The organism is Ruegeria sp. BC8, from assembly GCF_056535705.1.
Map to the genome: position 1 here is coordinate 2,411,543 of NZ_JBQFIV010000001.1, position 16,280 is coordinate 2,427,822.

Sequence of the window (16,280 nt, forward strand, 5' to 3'; positions counted from 1 at the left end):
ACGGGCCGGACGCAAGGTCAGATGGGGTGATCGTCGGGATCGATCCCGTGCTTGCGCAGCAAGGTGTCAACAAGCGAACCGGGATTGATAGCGCGGTCTTTGAATATCTTGCGGAACCAGGACCCGTAGAAATGGATCGAGGTCTGGTTCTGCCAGTCCAGGAACTCAAGCTTGTCCCGATCCGACTCGTTCCACAGCGTCCGGTGGCGCAGCGGAATGGCATATAGCGATTTCCGCGAGACGGCCCTGGCATGTTCCGGCGTCGGAAACAGGTAGTGAAACAACATCGGCGGGCCAAAGCAGAAGATCGGCAGGCTCCAATAGGTCGAACGCCCGAAGATCTGAAGATAGGCGCGCTGCTGGTCCTCGGGCCACCAGGGCGGCACCAGATCGCTGTCAAAGGCAAAGGCGCACATTTCGGCCAAGGCCGGACTGTCGCTCGGCAGGGCAAGAACGCCATTCATGATGCGTTGCCGCCTGCGGTTGGCCGCCGGAAACAAATAGCCCTGATCGGTCTGAAAAGGCTTGACCGCATAGGCATCCGCATCCACCCATATCTGATCGGTCTGTTGAAGAAGCTTCAGGCGGAACAGGTCCGCATGTACGGCGACCGACCGCGTGATCGGATCGCGATAAATCTCGGGCGCGTCGAATACCTCGCGCGCATCGCGGGCCTCGACATAGCCCGGAATGTCCTGCAGATCGCCATAGTGATAGACGATCGGCTTCTGTTCCAAATCCGCAAAGGATTTCAGGCACAGATGCTCCAGAAAGCTGAAGCGCTCTCCGATCCAGAGGGTTGCGACACGTTCCAAATTCGGCTCCGGGTTTGTCCTAAGACGTCACCGGTTAAAACGCACGGGTCAGACGACCACCGCAAGTGGTTTTGCACGCGCCGCGGCAGTCCCAAGCCGGATGTGACCCCGCCGCCATGATGCCAAGGTCAACCGTTCAGCCGCTTGAGCCGTGCACCCACCGATAGCCCGTGCGCCTCCAGGCTTTCCGACCGCGCCAGCTGCTCGGCCGCCGGGCCGATGGCTCGCAGAGCCTCGGGGGTCATGTGGCTGAGCGTGGTGCGTTTGAGGAAATCCATCACGCTGAGCCCCGACGAAAACCGGGCCGAGCGTGCGGTGGGCAGAACATGGTTCGGGCCGCCGACATAGTCGCCGATGGCCTCGGGCGTGTACTGGCCCAGAAAGATCGCGCCGGCATGGGTAGTCTTGCGGCTCAGCGCCACCGGATCGGCCACGCACAGTTCCAGGTGTTCCGGAGCGATGCGGTTCGACAGCCCGGCGGCCTCGTCCAGGTCGCGCACGGTGATCACCGCACCATAGTCGCGCCAGCTCGCCCCGGCGATCGCGCGCCGTTCGAGCGTCTCCAGCCGTTTTTCCACCGCCTCGGCCACCGCGCGGCCGAAACCGGCGTCATCGGTGATCAGAATCGACTGGGCGCTTTCGTCATGCTCGGCCTGGCTGAGCAGGTCCAGCGCGATCCAGTCGGGGTCGTTGTCCTTGTCGGCGATCACCAGAATTTCGGAGGGGCCGGCAATCATGTCGATGCCCACCTTGCCGAACACCCGCCGTTTGGCCGCCGCCACGAAGGCGTTGCCCGGTCCAGTGATCTTGTCCACCGGCGCTATGGTTTCCGTGCCATAGGCCAGCGCCGCAATCGCCTGCGCGCCGCCGATACGATAGATCTCGTCGACGCCCGACAGGCGCGCGGCCAGCAGCACCAGCGGGTTGACCTGCCCGTCCGGCGTGGGCACCACGATGGCCAGCCGCTCGACCCCGGCCACCTTGGCGGGAATGGCATTCATCAGCACCGAGGACGGATAGGAAGCCAGCCCGCCGGGAACGTAAAGCCCCGCGGCAGAGACCGCCGACCAGCGCCAGCCCAGCGTGGCGCCCGCCTCGTCGGTCCATTCCTGATCCTGCGGCATCTGGCGCTCGTGATAGGCGCGGATGCGCGCGGCGGCCAGTTCCAGCGCCGCGCGGTCATCGTCGCTGACGGTCGCGATGGCCTGCGTCACCTCGGCGGCGCTGAAGGCCAGCGTGTCCGGCGTCAGCTGCAACCGGTCGAATTTCGCCGTCAACTCGATCACCGCAGCATCGCCGCGCGACCGCACGTCGGCGATGATCTGCGCCACGACGGCGTCGACATCGGGGCTGTCTTCGCGTTTGGCGGACAGAAGGGCTTGGAAACCGGTTTCGAAATCGGCGGATGTCGTGTCGAGGAAAACGGGCATTTGCGTACTCCGGGGCGTTTGAACGGGTCTTATCGCCCGCCGGGGCGGGCCTCAACCCTCAGCCCGGGGGGTGCAGCGATTTGCGCAGGGGGAATTGGGGCATACCGTTCCAGTCCGCGGGCTCCCCTGCAGCGACCCAGCCATACCGGCGATAGAAGCCCAACGCGGTCCGGGTGGACATCAAATGGGCCACGGGGGCCCCTGATGTGGCCAGTTCGGCCTCGAGCCGGGACAGCAACGCGGCACCGACCCCCTGCCCTGCGTGGCCCGGATCGACATAAAGCAGCGAAATCTCGGCCGGTGCGCGCAGCCCACCCACGGCGGCCACATGCCCGTTCCGCTCGGCCAGCCAGATCTGGGCGCCCGACGTGATCCAGTTGCGAACGGTCTGCGGGTCCTTGTTGGCAGTCCACGCTGCGATCTTGTCTGGTCGATTTCCGTGGTCGGCCTCACACAGTCGGGTGATGGAGCGGACCAGAACCTGACTCAACCCGAACACGTCGAACACGGTGGCCCGGCGCAGCGACACGCCGGCCTGCCCCGGAGCCAGCGCCTGCGAAATGCCACGCTTGTTCTGCATGTCAGTCCGGGTGCCGAGGCGCCTTGCCCGAAGGCGCACGATAGGGGCGCGTCACATCCTTGAGCGTTGCATCAACCGCTTCCACCGTCAGTCGGATCGCGCCATCCCCGGCCAGCACAAGCAGCACCTCGCCCGTGCCATCATCCGAAGGGTGGAACTCGATATCAAGAACCGAGAGGATCAGGTCCTTGTCGGATCGATTAACCCCTTGGCTGGACACCGACAGGACCGAGTCGAATACCAGCAGCGACTGCACCCGCTCGAATTCCCGACCACGGCGCTCGGCTGCTTCCTTGTCCTCCCACCGGAACCGGTTGAGCAGCAAGGCAAAGCGGCGGCGGGTTGGTTGCCAGGTCATTTCGCTGACCGGAAAAACCGCATCCTGCGTCAGCGTTGCGATCACCTTGAGGTCCTCGGCATCCAATGCGCCAAGGTTCAGCGGCGCCTCGCGCCCGTCTTCGAATGTTGCGTCTGCCATCAGCCCTTGATCCGTTCTATTTTCGCGCCCACGCCTTCCAGCTTGCGGACCACATGCTCATATCCGCGGTCCAGATGATAGACCCGGCTGACGGTTGTTTCGCCCTCGGCCGCCAACCCGGCCAGGATCAGCGAGACCGAGGCCCGCAGATCGGTGGCCATGACTGGTGCACCCTTAAGACGCTCGACCCCGGTCACCGTCGCGGTGCCGCCATGCACCTCGATCTGCGCGCCCATGCGCACCAGTTCAGGGGCGTGCATGAAGCGGTTCTCGAAAATCCGCTCCTCCAGCACCGAGGTTCCCTCGGCCGTGCACATCAGCGCCATCATTTGCGCCTGCAGATCGGTAGGAAAGCCCGGGAACGGCTCGGTCACCACGTCCACGGCGCGCACCCGGCCATTCCTGCGAGAGACCTTCAGACCCTGTTTCGTCTCGGCGACATCCACCCCGGCGGCCGTCAGCTTCTCGACGAAGGATTCGACCAGTGACAGGCGGCCGCCCAGCAGTTCGACCTCACCGCCGCAAACGGCGGGGGCCAGCATGTAGGTACCCAGCTCGATCCGATCGGTGACCACCTGGTGCGTGGCCCCGTGCAGGCGGTCGACACCCTGGATCTCGATGGTCGAGGTGCCCTCGCCGTCAATCTGCGCGCCCATGCTGCGCAGGCATTGAATCAGATCCACGATCTCGGGCTCGCGTGCGGCGTTTTTCAGAACCGTGGTGCCCTTGGCCAGCGTCGCGGCCATGACGATGTTCTCGGTGGCACCCACTGAGGCAAAGCGCATTTCATGCACGGCGCCCTTCAATCCACCTGGCGCCTTGGCGTGCAGGTAGCCGTCCTTCAACTCGATTTCGGCACCCAGTGCTTCCAGCCCCTCGACATGCAGGTCCATCGGCCGCGCCCCGATGGCACAGCCGCCCGGCAGCGACACCACGGCCTGCCCGAAACGCGCCAATAGCGGCCCCAGAACAAGGTTCGAGGCCCGCATTTTGCGCACGATCTCGTAATCGGCGGTGTGGCTGGTCAGGTCGTGGCTGGACATCGCCAGAACCTGCCCGTCCTGCAGGGCCGACACCTCGGCCCCCAGCGACTGCAGCAGCGCGGTCATGGTCTTGATGTCACTCAGACGCGGCGCGTTGGTCAGCGTCAGCGGATCTTCGCTGAGCAACGTGGCCGGCATCAGCGTCAGACAGGCATTTTTGGCCCCCGCGATCGGAATTTGGCCGTGAAGCGGCCCGTTGCCCGTTACCAGAATCGAATCCATCTGCTCTTAGTCCTTGTGCTGTCCCGGCCGGTCATCCTGTGCGCTGCGCGCCTTGGCCTGCGCCTTGCGCCGCGCCAGGTTTGCCTTGAGGGCAGCCTTGAGCCGATCTTCGCGCGCGGATCCGGATTGTCCGTGTTTTTTGGGTGATTTTTTCTCTGCCATGATCTTTCTCTACAGGAGGCGAAAAAAACCGTCCAGAGACCCTTGCGCCCCGTTTCGTTTGAGTCTAATCACCCGCCCACAGCGCTGCTGTAGCTCAGAGGTAGAGCACTCCCTTGGTAAGGGAGAGGTCGAGAGTTCAATTCTCTCCAGCAGCACCATATTCCAGTTTTTACCCGGATTCCGCTGCACGACGCCTCGATATCTTTGCAGGCGCAACTTCCCCGACGTCAACCACGCATGGCCGGAAATCACACACATCTGACACCTTCCCGCAATACTAATGCCAATATTGCAATACATAGCGGATCAATCCTGCCGATCCGTTTGATGGTGTTTTTTTTAACGAGGGGGTACTTCGGTAGGACCAGGGGTGAGGCCGAAGCGCCGAATTCAAGACCGGGGCTTCCGGTCCTCCCCCGCCGATTTCACGGGGCTACCCGCCCCGCAACCTCTGCATCAGATAGACTTCGGCACCTTCGGGAATGGGTTCGGACAGACCCGCTGCAATGATCCGGCCATTGACGGCAACGGACACGCCCGCGTCGATCGGCGCCTGCAGTTGCGGATGAAGGCGCACCAGTTCGCGCAGCAGCTCGCCGGTTGTCGCAGCCTGAACCTGCACCACTTCCTGGCCCCCGGTCAGCGACCGGAGACCGGACCAGAGATGGACCTCAACCATTGCCCTTGAGGGCGGCCAGAATGCGCGGCGGCGACATCGGCAGTTGTCGCATCCGCACGCCCGCTGCGTTCGAAACCGCATTCGCGATGGCCGCCAGCGGTGGCACGATGCCGGTTTCGCCCACGCCACGCACGCCGAACGGGTGGCCGGGGTTGGGCACCTCGACGATCACCGTGTCGATCATTGGCAGGTCGCTGGCCACAGGGATACGGTAGTCGAGGAACACCGGATTCTGCAGCCGGCCATCCTCGCCGTAGATGTATTCCTCGTTCAGCGCCCAGCCGATGCCCTGCGCCGCACCGCCCTGGAACTGGCCCTCGACATAGGCGGGGTGGATCGCCTTGCCCGCGTCCTGAATGACGGTGTAACGGGTGATCGAGGTCTTGCCGGTTTCGGGATCGACCTCGGCATCGACGATATGGGTGCCGAAGGACACGCCCGCGCCTTCGGGGGTCGCCTCGAAATGGCCCGAAATCGGGCCGCCGGTGCGCCCCATGTCGGCAGTGATCTCGGCCAGCGGCAGCGGGTCGAAATCGCCCGCGTTGGGGCCGGACGGCACCGCGCAGCCGTTTTCCCATTTCACCGCGTCCACGGGGATGCCCCATTTGGTCGCCGCGCGTTCGCACAGTTTCTCGACCGCGTGCTGCGCCGCCTTGATCGTCGCCAGACCGCTGGCATAGGTCACGCGCGAGCCGTGGCTGACGTCGTTGTAACCCAGCGTGGCGGTGTCGGCGATGGTCACGCGGATGTTCTCGTATGGGATGCCCAGCACCTCGGCCGCCATCAGCGCCATCGACGCGCGCGAGCCGCCGATATCGGGCGTACCGACCATCAGCTGCGCTGAGCCGTCCTCGGACAGGGCCAGCGACACCGACGTCTCGCCCCCGTGGTTGAACCAGAACCCGCAGGCGATGCCCCGTCCCTGCCCCGGCTTCAGCGGCGCGGAATAATGCGGGTGGGCTTTGGCGGCTTCGAGCGTCTCGACTAGGCCGATCCGGTCATAGGTGGGGCCATAGCTGGCCTTGATGCCCTCGCGCGCGGCGTTCTTCAGGCGTACATCGACCGGGTCGAGACCCAGTTTCTTGCACAGCTCGTCGATGACGGACTCCACCGCAAACGCCCCCATCGGCGCGCCTGGCGCGCGATAGGCCGCCTGTTTCGGGCGGTTGGACATGACGTCATACCCCACCTGCCGCACGTTGGTCAGGTTGTAGGGCGCAAAGGCGCACATCGCGGTCATGTCGCCCGGCGCGCCCGGAAAGGCACCGCCCTGCAGGCGGAACACGCCCTGGGCGGCGGTGATGGTGCCGTCTTTCTTCATGCCGATCTTGACGTCCATCGAGGCCGAGGCGGTCGGCCCCGTGGCCCGCAGAACCTCGGACCGGGACATCACGATCTTGACCGGACGGTTGGCCTTGCGCGACAGCGCCAGCGCCACCGGTTCGATGAACACGGTGGTCTTGCCGCCGAAACCGCCACCGATTTCCGATGCGGTCACGCGCAGCTGCGCGGTTTCGATCCCCAGCAATGCCGCGCAGGTTTTCTGCACGATCCAGTGGCCCTGGGTGCAGCACCATAGCTCGCCCTTGCCGTCAGCGCCCAGCGAGGCAAGGCAGGCGTGCGGTTCGATATAGCCCTGGTGGGTGGCCTCGGTGACGAAGTGATCCTCGATCACCAGATCGGCCTCGGCAAAACCCGCCTCGACATCGCCATGCCCGCTTTCGTGATAGCGCACGACGTTGGGGTGCATCCCCTCGGGCACCGAATAATCGGCCGCGCCTTCGCGGATCACCGGGGCGTCGGGCGCCATCGCCTTGTCCACGTCGGTGACATGAGGCAGCACCTCGTATTCGACCTCGATCAGCTTGAGCGCATCCCGCGCCGCCAGCGCCGAGCTGGCCGCAACCGCCGCCACCGCGTGCCCGTCATAAAGCGCCTTTTCCCCGGCCATGACGTTTTCCAGAACGCTCCAGAACTCGCCCTCGAGCCCGGGCTTGAACGGGACATCGGCAAAATCGGCGCGGGTGACCACGGCTTTCACGTCCCGATGCGCCTCGGCCTTCGAGGTGTCGATCCGAACGATCCGCGCATGGGCGTGGGGCGAGCGCAGGATGGCGCCGAACAGCATGCCCGGCGCGGTCACGTCGGCCCCGAACCGGGCGCGGCCGGTGACCTTGTCCAGCCCGTCGGGACGGTTCGGGCGGGTGCCCACGAAGGTGAAATGCGACTTGCGATCGTCGAGTGCCATTACGAAGCCTCCCGCAGCTCGGCGGCCGTCTCCAGAACGGCGCGGATGATCTTGTCATAACCCGTGCAGCGGCACAGGTTGCCGGCCAGCCAATAGCGGGCCTCTTCCTCGGTCGGGTCGGGGTTCTTTTCCAGCAGCGCCTTGGCGGCGACCAGAACGCCCGGTGTGCAGACCCCGCATTGCAGCGCGGCATGGTCGATGAACTTGCGCTGCAACGGGTGCAGGGTTTCGCCCCGGGCCATGCCTTCGATGGTTTCGATCTTCTTGCCCTCGGCCTCGACCCCCAGCACCAGGCAGGAACAGACGAGCCGCCCGTCCAGCGTGACCGAGCAGGCCCCGCAATCGCCGGTGCCGCAGCCTTCCTTGGCGCCGGTCAGGTTTAGCTTGTCGCGCAGACAGTCCAGCAGGGTTTCGCGCGCGTCGCACAGGTATTCGACCGTGTCGCCGTTGACGGTGGTGGTGACGTGATGCTTGGTCATGCGGTCTCTCCCTTGGCGCGGGCATAGGCGATTTTCGCGGCGCGTTTTGCCAGAACGCCGGCCACTTCGGTTCGAAATTCGATCGTGCCGCGCTTGTCGTCGATGGGTTTGCAGGCCGCCGAGGCGGCGGCGGCCAGTGCCGTCAGCGCGGTATCGTCCAGCGTGGTGCCGATCAGCGCACGGGCGCAGTCTTCGACCAGCAGGACAGTGGGCGCCACGGCCCCCAATGCAACGCGGGCCTCGGTGATCGTGTCACCATCGACGCGCAGGTTCACGCCCACGCCGACCACGGCGATGTCCATCTCGGTGCGCGGAATGAAACGCAGATAGGCGTCGCCGCCATTCGCGCCCCGCGCCGGGATGTGCAGAGCCGAGATCAGCTCGCCCTGCGCCAGCGAGGTCTTGCCGGGGCCGGTCGGGATGCCCTCGACCGCCACGACCCGATCGCCGTTCGGGCCGGTCACCGTCGCCGTAACCCCTGCGGCCACCATGGCCGGAACCGAGTCGGCTGCAGGCGAGCCGTTGCACAAGTTGCCTGTCAGCGTGGCACGGCCCTGAACCTGGGTCGAGCCGATCAGGTCCATCGCCTCGACTACACCGGGCCACTCGCGGCCCAACTGGGGGTGTTCGCTCATCTCGGCGCCGGTGACGGCCACGCCCAGCGTCCAGCTGCCGTCGGCGTGGCGGGTGATGTCGCGCACCCCGTCGATGGCCTTGATGTCGATCAGGGTGTCGGGGGTCACGATCTCGGACCGCAGTTGCACCAGAACGTCGGTGCCGCCGGCCAGAAACCGCGTGATGCCCGTAGCATGGGCAGCCAGATCCGAAGCTTCGGCAAAGCTGGCGGGGCGGTGATATTGCATGATTGTACCTCGCGCCTGTTGGTCAGGGTTCACTGGGTTTGGGGCGACGTTAGAGCAGCCGCGCGGCGGCGTCCATGGCCCGCGCGACCTATTTTTTCGCCTGAAAATGTCGCTTTCCGACCGGGGTCAGAGGTCGATCTCGACCACCCCGCCCGGCTCGGCCGCGCGGCTCTGGCACAGAATCAGTGCCGATTCCCGCTGTTTGCGCGACAGGACGAAATCGCGATGCTCGACCTCGCCCGCAATCAGCCCGCATTTGCAGACGCCGCAGATGCCGTCGGCGCATTTCACGTCGACATGGATGCCGGCCTCGTTCAGCACCTGCGCCGCGTCTTTGTCGACGGGCACCTCAAGGTCACGCCCTGACCGTGCCAGCCGCAGGGTGAACGGGTGGTTTTCAAAATCGGGCTGCTCGGGCACCGAGAAATACTCCAGATGCCGGGCCTCCTCGGGCCAGCCCTGACATTCGGCAGCCTGCATCACCGCCTCCATGTAGCGGTCCGGGCCGCAGGTATAGACATGCCAGCTGTCGCGATAGCCCGCCAGGATCGCGCCCAGATCGGCGCGGGTGCCCTCGTCCGAGACATGCAAATGCACGCGGTCCGCCCAGGGCGCTGCGGCCAGATCGGCCAGATACCCGGCCTTTTCCCGTGAGGGGATGGAATAGTGCAGGTCGAAATCACGGCCCAGCGCGTGCAGGCGTTGCGCGAAGGCGATCATCGGGGTAATCCCGATGCCGCCGCCCATCAACAGAGTGCGGGAGGCGGTCTCATCCAGTTCGAAATGGTTGATCGGCTTTGACACGAACACCTTGCGGCCCAGCGTGAAGATCCGGTGCAGCAGGGCCGATCCGCCGCGGCCCTGATCCTCGCGCAGGACCCCGATCTGATAGGTCATGCGGTCGGCCGGGTCTCCGGACATCGAGTATTGCCGCAGGAATTCCGGCGCCACCAGCACATCCAGATGCGCGCCGGCCGTCCAATCCGGCAAGGGCGTACTATCTGGTGTGGAGAACTCGTATTTGGTGACGTCTGCCGTCATCTTCTCGACCTTCGACAGCACCAGCTGCATCACCGGCGCATCGCCCGAGATCGTGTAGCGATGCACCACCGACATGTCTCCGGCGGCCAGACGGGTCTTGTACTCCTCGGCCGTGACCATGGCCTGATAGGCGGCGATCCCGGCCTCGCGGTCCATCGCGAAGGGATAGGGCCAGGGGTGCGGGGCCAGTGGGGCCGGATAGACGGCCAGCGTCTGATCCTCGTATTTCAGGTCCAGATCCTTTTGCAGATCGCGCCGGTTCAGCGGGTGCGTGGTGGGGCGATAGCCGCCGTCGGGCTGCAGCTCCAGATCCCACCACCATTTCTTGGTGTCGTTCAGCCCGCCATTGCCCAGCGCATCGTCCAGTTTCGCCAGCGCGGGCGCGGCGACGGGAATGGTCATCGCAGCCCAGCGGAAGGGGCGTTCGGCGAACAGCCCTTCCAGGTTCCACGGGCAGGTCTTCATGCAGCGCCCGCACATCGCCCCGCCCGGCGTGGTGATCCGGTAGGTGGCGCATTTCTGGCTGTCGGATTTCCAGATCTCGTAGCCGTTGAACATCAGCTTGGGCCCGGCGGTGATCGCCCCCGAGGGGCATTCGCGGGCGCATTTGTTGCAGCTTTCGCAGAATCGCTGCAGGCCAAAATCGATGGGCTTGTCATGCGCCATCGGCATGTCGGTGGTCACCACGCCCGATTTCAGGCGCGGGCCCAGGAACGGGTTCAGAATGACTTCGCCGATGCGGCTGACCTCGCCCAGCCCCGACAGCAACAGCAGCGGCGGCTGCAGCACTTCGCCATCCATAACCGTATGCGCCTTAGCCTTGTAGCCCAGGTTGCGGATCTGCCGGGCCAGCACCCCACCCAGCAGCGAGAACCGCAGATAGGCGCGCATCGACTGGGCGACGCTGATCCAGTCATCGCCGGATGCGCCCTCCATCGTCTCATAGCCCTGGTCGATGATCATGCTGATGGCCTGATCGTGGGGCGGCACGATTTCCTCGCCGGTGGCGTCGTGGGAATACCACGCCCATTCGGGGCAGCGGCTGAGGCCCACGGCGTCAACGCCCAGGAAATAGCTGGCCGCCTTCAGGTTGGCGGCGTTGCGATCTGCGTCCTTGGGTTTGGGGCCATCGGCGCTGTCGCCGTCCTGCAGCAGGACGAACGCCCCCAGCGCGCGACGTTGCGCAAAGCTGGGCGCCGATTTTCGGACGTAGTGCCCGCCCTTGGCCGCGTCCTGCAGCGGTTTGCCCATGTCGCCGAACTGCGCCCGCGCAAACATGTCGGCGCGTTTGGGCACGCGGGCCACGTTCGCTTCGTCGATATAGGTGGTCGGGCTGTCCACGCGTTTGAGCGTCTCGAACGGGTGCGCGCCATCGACATAGCGGCGGTGGGCGAAAGGGTCGCGGTTCAGCGCACTTTTGGCAAAACCCGCGCCCAGCCACCACGCGGGGCCTTGGGTGCGGAACCACGGCTGCCGGTCGCGCGGGGCCAGCGGTCGATCATGGGCGATTTCCATCTCGGTGGTCACGGCGGCCAGCCCGAACCGGCGCCCCAGCCAAGGGGCCACGGCGGTGCCATCCTCGGCCCAGACCAGCCCGGCTGCGGCGGCAAGGCGCGGCAGGTCCACGTCCGAGGACATCACCGAATGCGCCCGCGCGTCATACCCCAAAAGCCGGATGTAATTGGCGATCACCACCGCGTTTTCGGTGGCCAGCAGGCAGGCGCGGTGGTCCTGCGCATCCAGGATCCACTCGGCGCCGGGCTCGGACAGATCGGGGTCGCGATGATGTTCGTACAGGAACACGATGGCATGGCGATGGGCGGTGATCGGCCCCGGCTGGGCCGCGACGCTGTCGCGCAGGTCGGCCATGATCACGTCGATCCCCGAGGCCAGGGTCTTCGTCTGCCGGGTCTGCAGCGCATGGGCCAACCGGTCGATATCAGGGTTGCGCCGGGGCTGGTCCAGCAGCGCCTGCGGCGGCAGAGGCCCGCAGCCCATCATCGATGCATCGTTGAAATAGCCGAATGCCTTCAGGTGGTTGGCGCGTTCAGCCGGATCGTGAGGCATCTCGGCCCGGGCCGGATTGACGAAACCATCGCGGATGGTGTCCAGCATCGCCTGAAACTCGCCCATTGCGTTGACGATGCTGTGGGGCTTTTCGGGGCGGTCGAAACTCAGCACCGGCATGGGCGCCAGCGCCGACAGATCGGGCAGCGCATCCTGTCGCCGCAGCCGCTCAAGCGGATAAGGACCCATGTGAACGGGTCGGTTCTTGTCCGAGAAAAAGCGGATCCCCATCGCGTGCCTCCTGTTGCCAAGCTTCCCCTAGCGCGGCATGAACAGCAACACCATTCATGGCGGATCATAAACGGTATGAAGAAAATTGATTTTACGGATCTGGACGGCAAGGTCCTGCGCACCTTCCTGACGATCCTCGAGGAAAACTCGGTGTCCAAGGCCGCCGACCGGCTGGGTGTCACGCAATCGGCCATCAGCCACACGCTGGCCAAGCTGCGGCAAGTGCTGGGCGATCCGCTGTTCGTGCGGTCGGGCCAGGGGCTGCGCGCAACCGAGCGGGCGCTGGCACTGAAAGACCCGGTGCAGAGGGTGCTGGACGGGATGCGCGCCCTGACCGACGAGCGGCCCTTTGACCCGCTGTCAGAAGAGATCACCGTCCAGATCGCCACCAACGATATGCCGCGCGAGCTGATCTTTCCGCAGTTGCTGCGCAGGGCGCGGGCCGATGGGGTGCGGCTGCGGCTGGGGTTCATGCCCTCGGGCGTGCCCGACCCTGAACTGCTGCGCAGCGACCGGTGCCAGCTAATGCTGACCCCGCTGCCGCCGGACGGCCCCGACATCTTTCAAAAGCTGCTGGTGAGCAGCCCCCTGATAGTGTTCTACGACGCCGAACGCCGCGACCCGCCCGCCGACTGGGCCGCCTATTGCACCTCGGACCATGTCGAGGTGCGGTTTCCCGACGGGCGCAACGCGCGGGCGGTGATGCGCGGCGTGGATCAAAGCCAGATCCGCCCGCCCACCGTGACGCTGCCGCATTTCAACGCGATCCCGGCCTTCGTGAAGGGCAGCGACCTGATCTCGACCGACACGGCGCTGATGAAACAAGGGCCTTTGGCGGCGCTGGACTGTGCGCCCCTGCCCTTCAATTGCCAGCCGGTGTCGATCTACATGGTCTGGCACCAGCGGTTCGCGAACGATCCCGCCCATCGCTGGCTGCGGGGCCAGATCGCGGCGATTGCCGCCACGCTTCAAGACTGAGCCCGCAGCCAGTCGCGCATCAGCACCACCAGATCCGGCTGCCGTGGCTTGCGCGGGGTGACGATATGGAACCCCAGATCATCCAGCAGCACCTGCGCCAGCGGCTGCACCAACCGTCCCGTCGTCAGCTCGGCCGCGACCAGTGGCGCATTGGCCAGCGCAAAGCCCTGCCCGGCCACGGCGGCGTCGATGGCCAGGCTGGTCTGGCTGAAATTCATCATCCTCGGGCGCCCCTGAACGCCGGCGCGTTCCAGAAACAGGGGCCACAGGCCGTGTGAATCGCTCAGGAGCACATGCGCCAGCAGGTCCTGCGCCGATGTCACCTGCGCGGCCAGGTCAGGGCTGCCGACGACGACGAATTCGGTGGGGAACAGCGGCTCGGCCACCAGACCGTCGCCAAATGGCGCGCGGCCCTGCCGCACCGCGATGTCCACCCCGTCCGTCTGGAAATCGGCCAGCCGCTCGCGCGCATCGACCTGCACCGAGACATCCGGGTGGCGCGCGGTGAAATCGCCCAGCCGCGGCACCAGCCATTTCGAAGCAAAGCTGGGCGTGACCGACAGGGTGATCTGACGCTGGCCGGACAGGTCTTCGACCGCCTCTTCGATCAGACGGAAAGCGCGGCGCAGGGGCGCGTGGAACCGCCGTCCGGCCTCGGTCAGCCGCAGGCCGCGCGGCAGGCGGTCGAACAACGGGGTGCCCAGCCGCGCCTCGAGGCCGCGGACCTGCTGCGCCACCGCCCCTTGGGTGACACCCATTTCCTGCGCCGCCAGCCTGAAGTTCAGGTGGCGGGCCGAAGCCTCGAAGGCGCGCAGGGCGTTCAGCGGTGGAAGGGCAGCCATGGCGTCCACACAATAGATTTTCTACAGCCATAGGGCAGAAGAACTGATTGGTCAAACGGCCGGCCGCGCGTCATCTTGGCAACAGATGGAAACGGAGAACGAAGATGACGGAAAAAGTGGCTCTGATCACCGCCGGCGGCAGCGGCATGGGCGCGGATGCGGCGCGGCGGCTGGCGGCGGACGGGTTCAAGGTGGGCGTCCTGTCCTCGTCGGGCAAGGGCGAGGCGCTGGCCGCCGAGCTGGGCGGCGTGGGTGTGACCGGTTCGAACCAGTCGAATGACGACCTGCAGAGGCTGGTCGATGCGGCGATGGCCCATTGGGGGCGGATCGACGTGCTGGTAAACTCGGCCGGGCATGGCCCGCGCGCGCCGGTGCTGGAGCTGACCGATGAGGACTGGCATCAGGGAATGGAGGTCTATTTCCTGAACGCGGTGCGCCCCACAAGGCTGGTGACGCCGATCATGCAGGCGCAGGGCGGCGGGGCGATCATCAACATCTCGACCTTCGCGGCGTTTGAGCCGGACCCAGTATTTCCAACCTCGGGCGTGTTCCGGGCGGGGCTGGCGGCGTTCACCAAGCTGTTCGCCGACAGATATGCCGCCGAGAACATCCGCATGAACAACGTCCTGCCCGGCTTCATCGACAGTCTGCCGGAAAAGGAGGAGTTCAAGGCCAAGATCCCCATGGGCCGCTACGGGCGCAGCTATGACGAGATCGCCTCGGTCATCGCGTTCCTGGCCTCCGAGGGCGGCGGCTATATCACCGGGCAGAACATCCGGGTGGATGGCGGGATCACCCGCTCGGTCTGATCGGTCAAACCCTTGCCTTGATCAGATGCGTCAGCGCCGCGCCGGTTTCAAAAAATGCGCGGCGCAGGCCTGTCCAGCTTTCGATGTGCTCAGGCAACGGCGGCAGCGGCAGGCGGGCGGGGTCGCCCGCCAGCAGACTGTCGGCCATCATGCGGCCGAACACCGTGCCAGGCCCGATCCCGCGCCCGGAATAGCCATGCGCCGACAGCGCGTTTGGCCCGATCTGCACCAGCTTCGGGATATGGTCCGAGGTCATGGCGATGCGCCCATGCCAGCCGTCCTTCAGCGGCTGATCGGCCAGAGCGGGGAAGATCTGCGCCAGTTTGCGCGTGATCCAGCCGCGATGAGCGAAACTGCCCGCGTGGCCCAGATCGCCCATCGCCCCGATCACCAGCCGCCCGGCCTGATCCATGCGGAACGAGGTCATGATCAGCCCGGTATCCCAACAGCCCTCGCCCCCCGGCAGCAGGGTGGCGCAGATGTCCTCGGGCAGCGGGTCGGTGGCGTATTGGAAGTAGTAGACCGGTACATAGGCCTGTCGGGTGTCGGGCAGCCCCGCGTGATAGGCGTTGGTGGCTTGGATCAGCGCCTTGGCGCGCACAGAACCCAGCGGTGTGTCCAGATGCCAGACATCGCCATCATGGCGCAGGGTCTGCACCGGGCTGTTGGCGTGGATCGCGGCCCCGGCCTGCCGCGCGGCGCGGGCGAGGCCCTGCACATAGGCCAGAGGCTGGATCGTCCCGGCGCGCGGGTCGAAGATGGCGCCGTGAAAGGCCTCGCTGCCGGTGCGGCGGGCGGTTTCCTGCGCCGACAGCAGTTCGACCGGCGCGCCGTCGGCTGACAACTGTTGGCGGCGGGTTTGGAGGTCGCGCAGGCCCTTGGGCGAATGGGCCAGGTGCAGGGTTCCGGCCTGCACCGGCTCGCAATCGATGGCGTGGTCACGGATCAGGCGGAACACTTCGGCCGGGGCCTGCGCCAGCAGGGTGATCAGCCGGTCGCCGGCCTCGTGGCCCAGGTGGGCGCGGATCTCGGCCGGGGGCAGCCACAGCCCGGCATTGGCCAGCCCGACATTGCGGCCCGACCCGCCATGGCCGATCTCAAGCGCCTCGAGCAGGCAGACCGAAGCCCCCGCCTGCGCCGCGTGCAGCGCCGCCGAGCAGCCCGTATAGCCGCCGCCGATCACGGCAAGGTCCACCGTGACAGGCCCGGTCAGGGGCGGGGCATCCACCCGCTCGCGGCTGGTCTTGGTCCACAGGCTGATTTCCGGGTCGGTGGTCATGGGCGGGATGTCCTTGAATGCGCGCGCAGATTCC

The 16,280-nt window shown here is 65.9% G+C and carries 15 protein-coding genes and 1 tRNA gene; 3 read left to right on the plus strand and 13 right to left on the minus strand.

Annotation, left to right across the window (positions count from 1 at the left end):
* Positions 1-17 precede the first annotated feature (17 nt).
* From ACR3EK_RS12135 to ACR3EK_RS12160, 6 genes are all read right to left on the minus strand, one after another.
* Positions 18-815, minus strand: coding sequence for a glycosyltransferase family 32 protein (locus ACR3EK_RS12135; protein WP_480633500.1), 798 nt, complete (start codon positions 813-815; stop codon positions 18-20).
* Positions 816-943: 128 nt separating this feature from the next.
* Positions 944-2,245: a histidinol dehydrogenase gene (gene hisD, locus ACR3EK_RS12140; protein ID WP_480633501.1), complete on the minus strand. Its 1,302-nt coding sequence runs from the start codon at positions 2,243-2,245 to the stop codon at positions 944-946.
* Positions 2,246-2,303: 58 nt separating this feature from the next.
* Positions 2,304-2,825 carry a GNAT family N-acetyltransferase gene (locus ACR3EK_RS12145; RefSeq protein ID WP_480633502.1) on the minus strand — a complete coding sequence of 174 codons (522 nt, stop codon included), beginning with the start codon at positions 2,823-2,825 and terminating at the stop codon, positions 2,304-2,306.
* A 1-nt stretch (position 2,826) separates the two neighbouring features.
* On the minus strand, positions 2,827-3,303 hold the full coding sequence (locus ACR3EK_RS12150; protein WP_170362799.1) for a DUF2948 family protein: 477 nt from the start codon (positions 3,301-3,303) through the stop codon (positions 2,827-2,829).
* The gene (gene murA, locus ACR3EK_RS12155) at positions 3,303-4,568 is read right to left on the minus strand and encodes a UDP-N-acetylglucosamine 1-carboxyvinyltransferase (protein WP_480633503.1); all 1,266 of its coding nucleotides are present in this window, start codon (positions 4,566-4,568) and stop codon (positions 3,303-3,305) included. The genes ACR3EK_RS12150 and murA overlap by 1 nt, the downstream gene beginning before the upstream one ends.
* 6 nt (positions 4,569-4,574) lie before the next feature.
* A complete protein-coding gene (locus ACR3EK_RS12160; protein ID WP_170337448.1) occupies positions 4,575-4,730 on the minus strand; it encodes a hypothetical protein in 156 nt (51 codons plus the stop codon).
* A gap of 83 nt (positions 4,731-4,813) precedes the next feature.
* On the opposite strand from ACR3EK_RS12160, the gene ACR3EK_RS12165 reads away from it, so the two are divergent.
* Positions 4,814-4,888, plus strand: a tRNA-Thr gene (locus tag ACR3EK_RS12165).
* A gap of 275 nt (positions 4,889-5,163) precedes the next feature.
* On the opposite strand, the gene ACR3EK_RS12170 is transcribed toward ACR3EK_RS12165, so the two are convergent.
* From ACR3EK_RS12170 to ACR3EK_RS12190, 5 genes are all read right to left on the minus strand, one after another.
* Positions 5,164-5,409, minus strand: a complete 246-nt coding sequence (locus ACR3EK_RS12170) for a MoaD/ThiS family protein (protein WP_040633350.1) — start codon at positions 5,407-5,409, stop codon at positions 5,164-5,166.
* Positions 5,402-7,657: a xanthine dehydrogenase family protein molybdopterin-binding subunit gene (locus ACR3EK_RS12175; protein ID WP_480633504.1), complete on the minus strand. Its 2,256-nt coding sequence runs from the start codon at positions 7,655-7,657 to the stop codon at positions 5,402-5,404. The genes ACR3EK_RS12170 and ACR3EK_RS12175 overlap by 8 nt, the downstream gene beginning before the upstream one ends.
* Positions 7,657-8,136, minus strand: coding sequence for a (2Fe-2S)-binding protein (locus ACR3EK_RS12180; protein WP_170392348.1), 480 nt, complete (start codon positions 8,134-8,136; stop codon positions 7,657-7,659). Before ACR3EK_RS12180 ends, ACR3EK_RS12175 begins: the two co-directional genes overlap by 1 nt.
* Positions 8,133-8,999 carry an FAD binding domain-containing protein gene (locus tag ACR3EK_RS12185; protein WP_480633505.1) on the minus strand — a complete coding sequence of 289 codons (867 nt, stop codon included), beginning with the start codon at positions 8,997-8,999 and terminating at the stop codon, positions 8,133-8,135. Before ACR3EK_RS12185 ends, ACR3EK_RS12180 begins: the two co-directional genes overlap by 4 nt.
* 126 nt (positions 9,000-9,125) lie before the next feature.
* A complete protein-coding gene (locus ACR3EK_RS12190) occupies positions 9,126-12,338 on the minus strand; it encodes a reductive dehalogenase (RefSeq protein WP_480633506.1) in 3,213 nt (1,070 codons plus the stop codon).
* 75 nt (positions 12,339-12,413) lie between these two features.
* On the opposite strand from ACR3EK_RS12190, the gene ACR3EK_RS12195 reads away from it, so the two are divergent.
* A complete protein-coding gene (locus tag ACR3EK_RS12195; protein ID WP_480633507.1) occupies positions 12,414-13,316 on the plus strand; it encodes a LysR family transcriptional regulator in 903 nt (300 codons plus the stop codon).
* Here ACR3EK_RS12195 and ACR3EK_RS12200 read toward each other — a convergent pair.
* Complete coding sequence (locus tag ACR3EK_RS12200) at positions 13,307-14,158, minus strand: LysR substrate-binding domain-containing protein (protein WP_480633508.1); 852 nt, start codon at positions 14,156-14,158, stop codon at positions 13,307-13,309. The genes ACR3EK_RS12195 and ACR3EK_RS12200 overlap by 10 nt on opposite strands.
* A 104-nt stretch (positions 14,159-14,262) precedes the next feature.
* On the opposite strand from ACR3EK_RS12200, the gene ACR3EK_RS12205 reads away from it, so the two are divergent.
* Positions 14,263-14,967, plus strand: a complete 705-nt coding sequence (locus tag ACR3EK_RS12205) for an SDR family oxidoreductase (protein ID WP_480633509.1) — start codon at positions 14,263-14,265, stop codon at positions 14,965-14,967.
* 4 nt (positions 14,968-14,971) lie between these two features.
* On the opposite strand, the gene ACR3EK_RS12210 is transcribed toward ACR3EK_RS12205, so the two are convergent.
* Positions 14,972-16,246: an NAD(P)/FAD-dependent oxidoreductase gene (locus tag ACR3EK_RS12210; protein WP_480633510.1), complete on the minus strand. Its 1,275-nt coding sequence runs from the start codon at positions 16,244-16,246 to the stop codon at positions 14,972-14,974.
* Between the last annotated feature and the right edge of the window lie 34 nt (positions 16,247-16,280).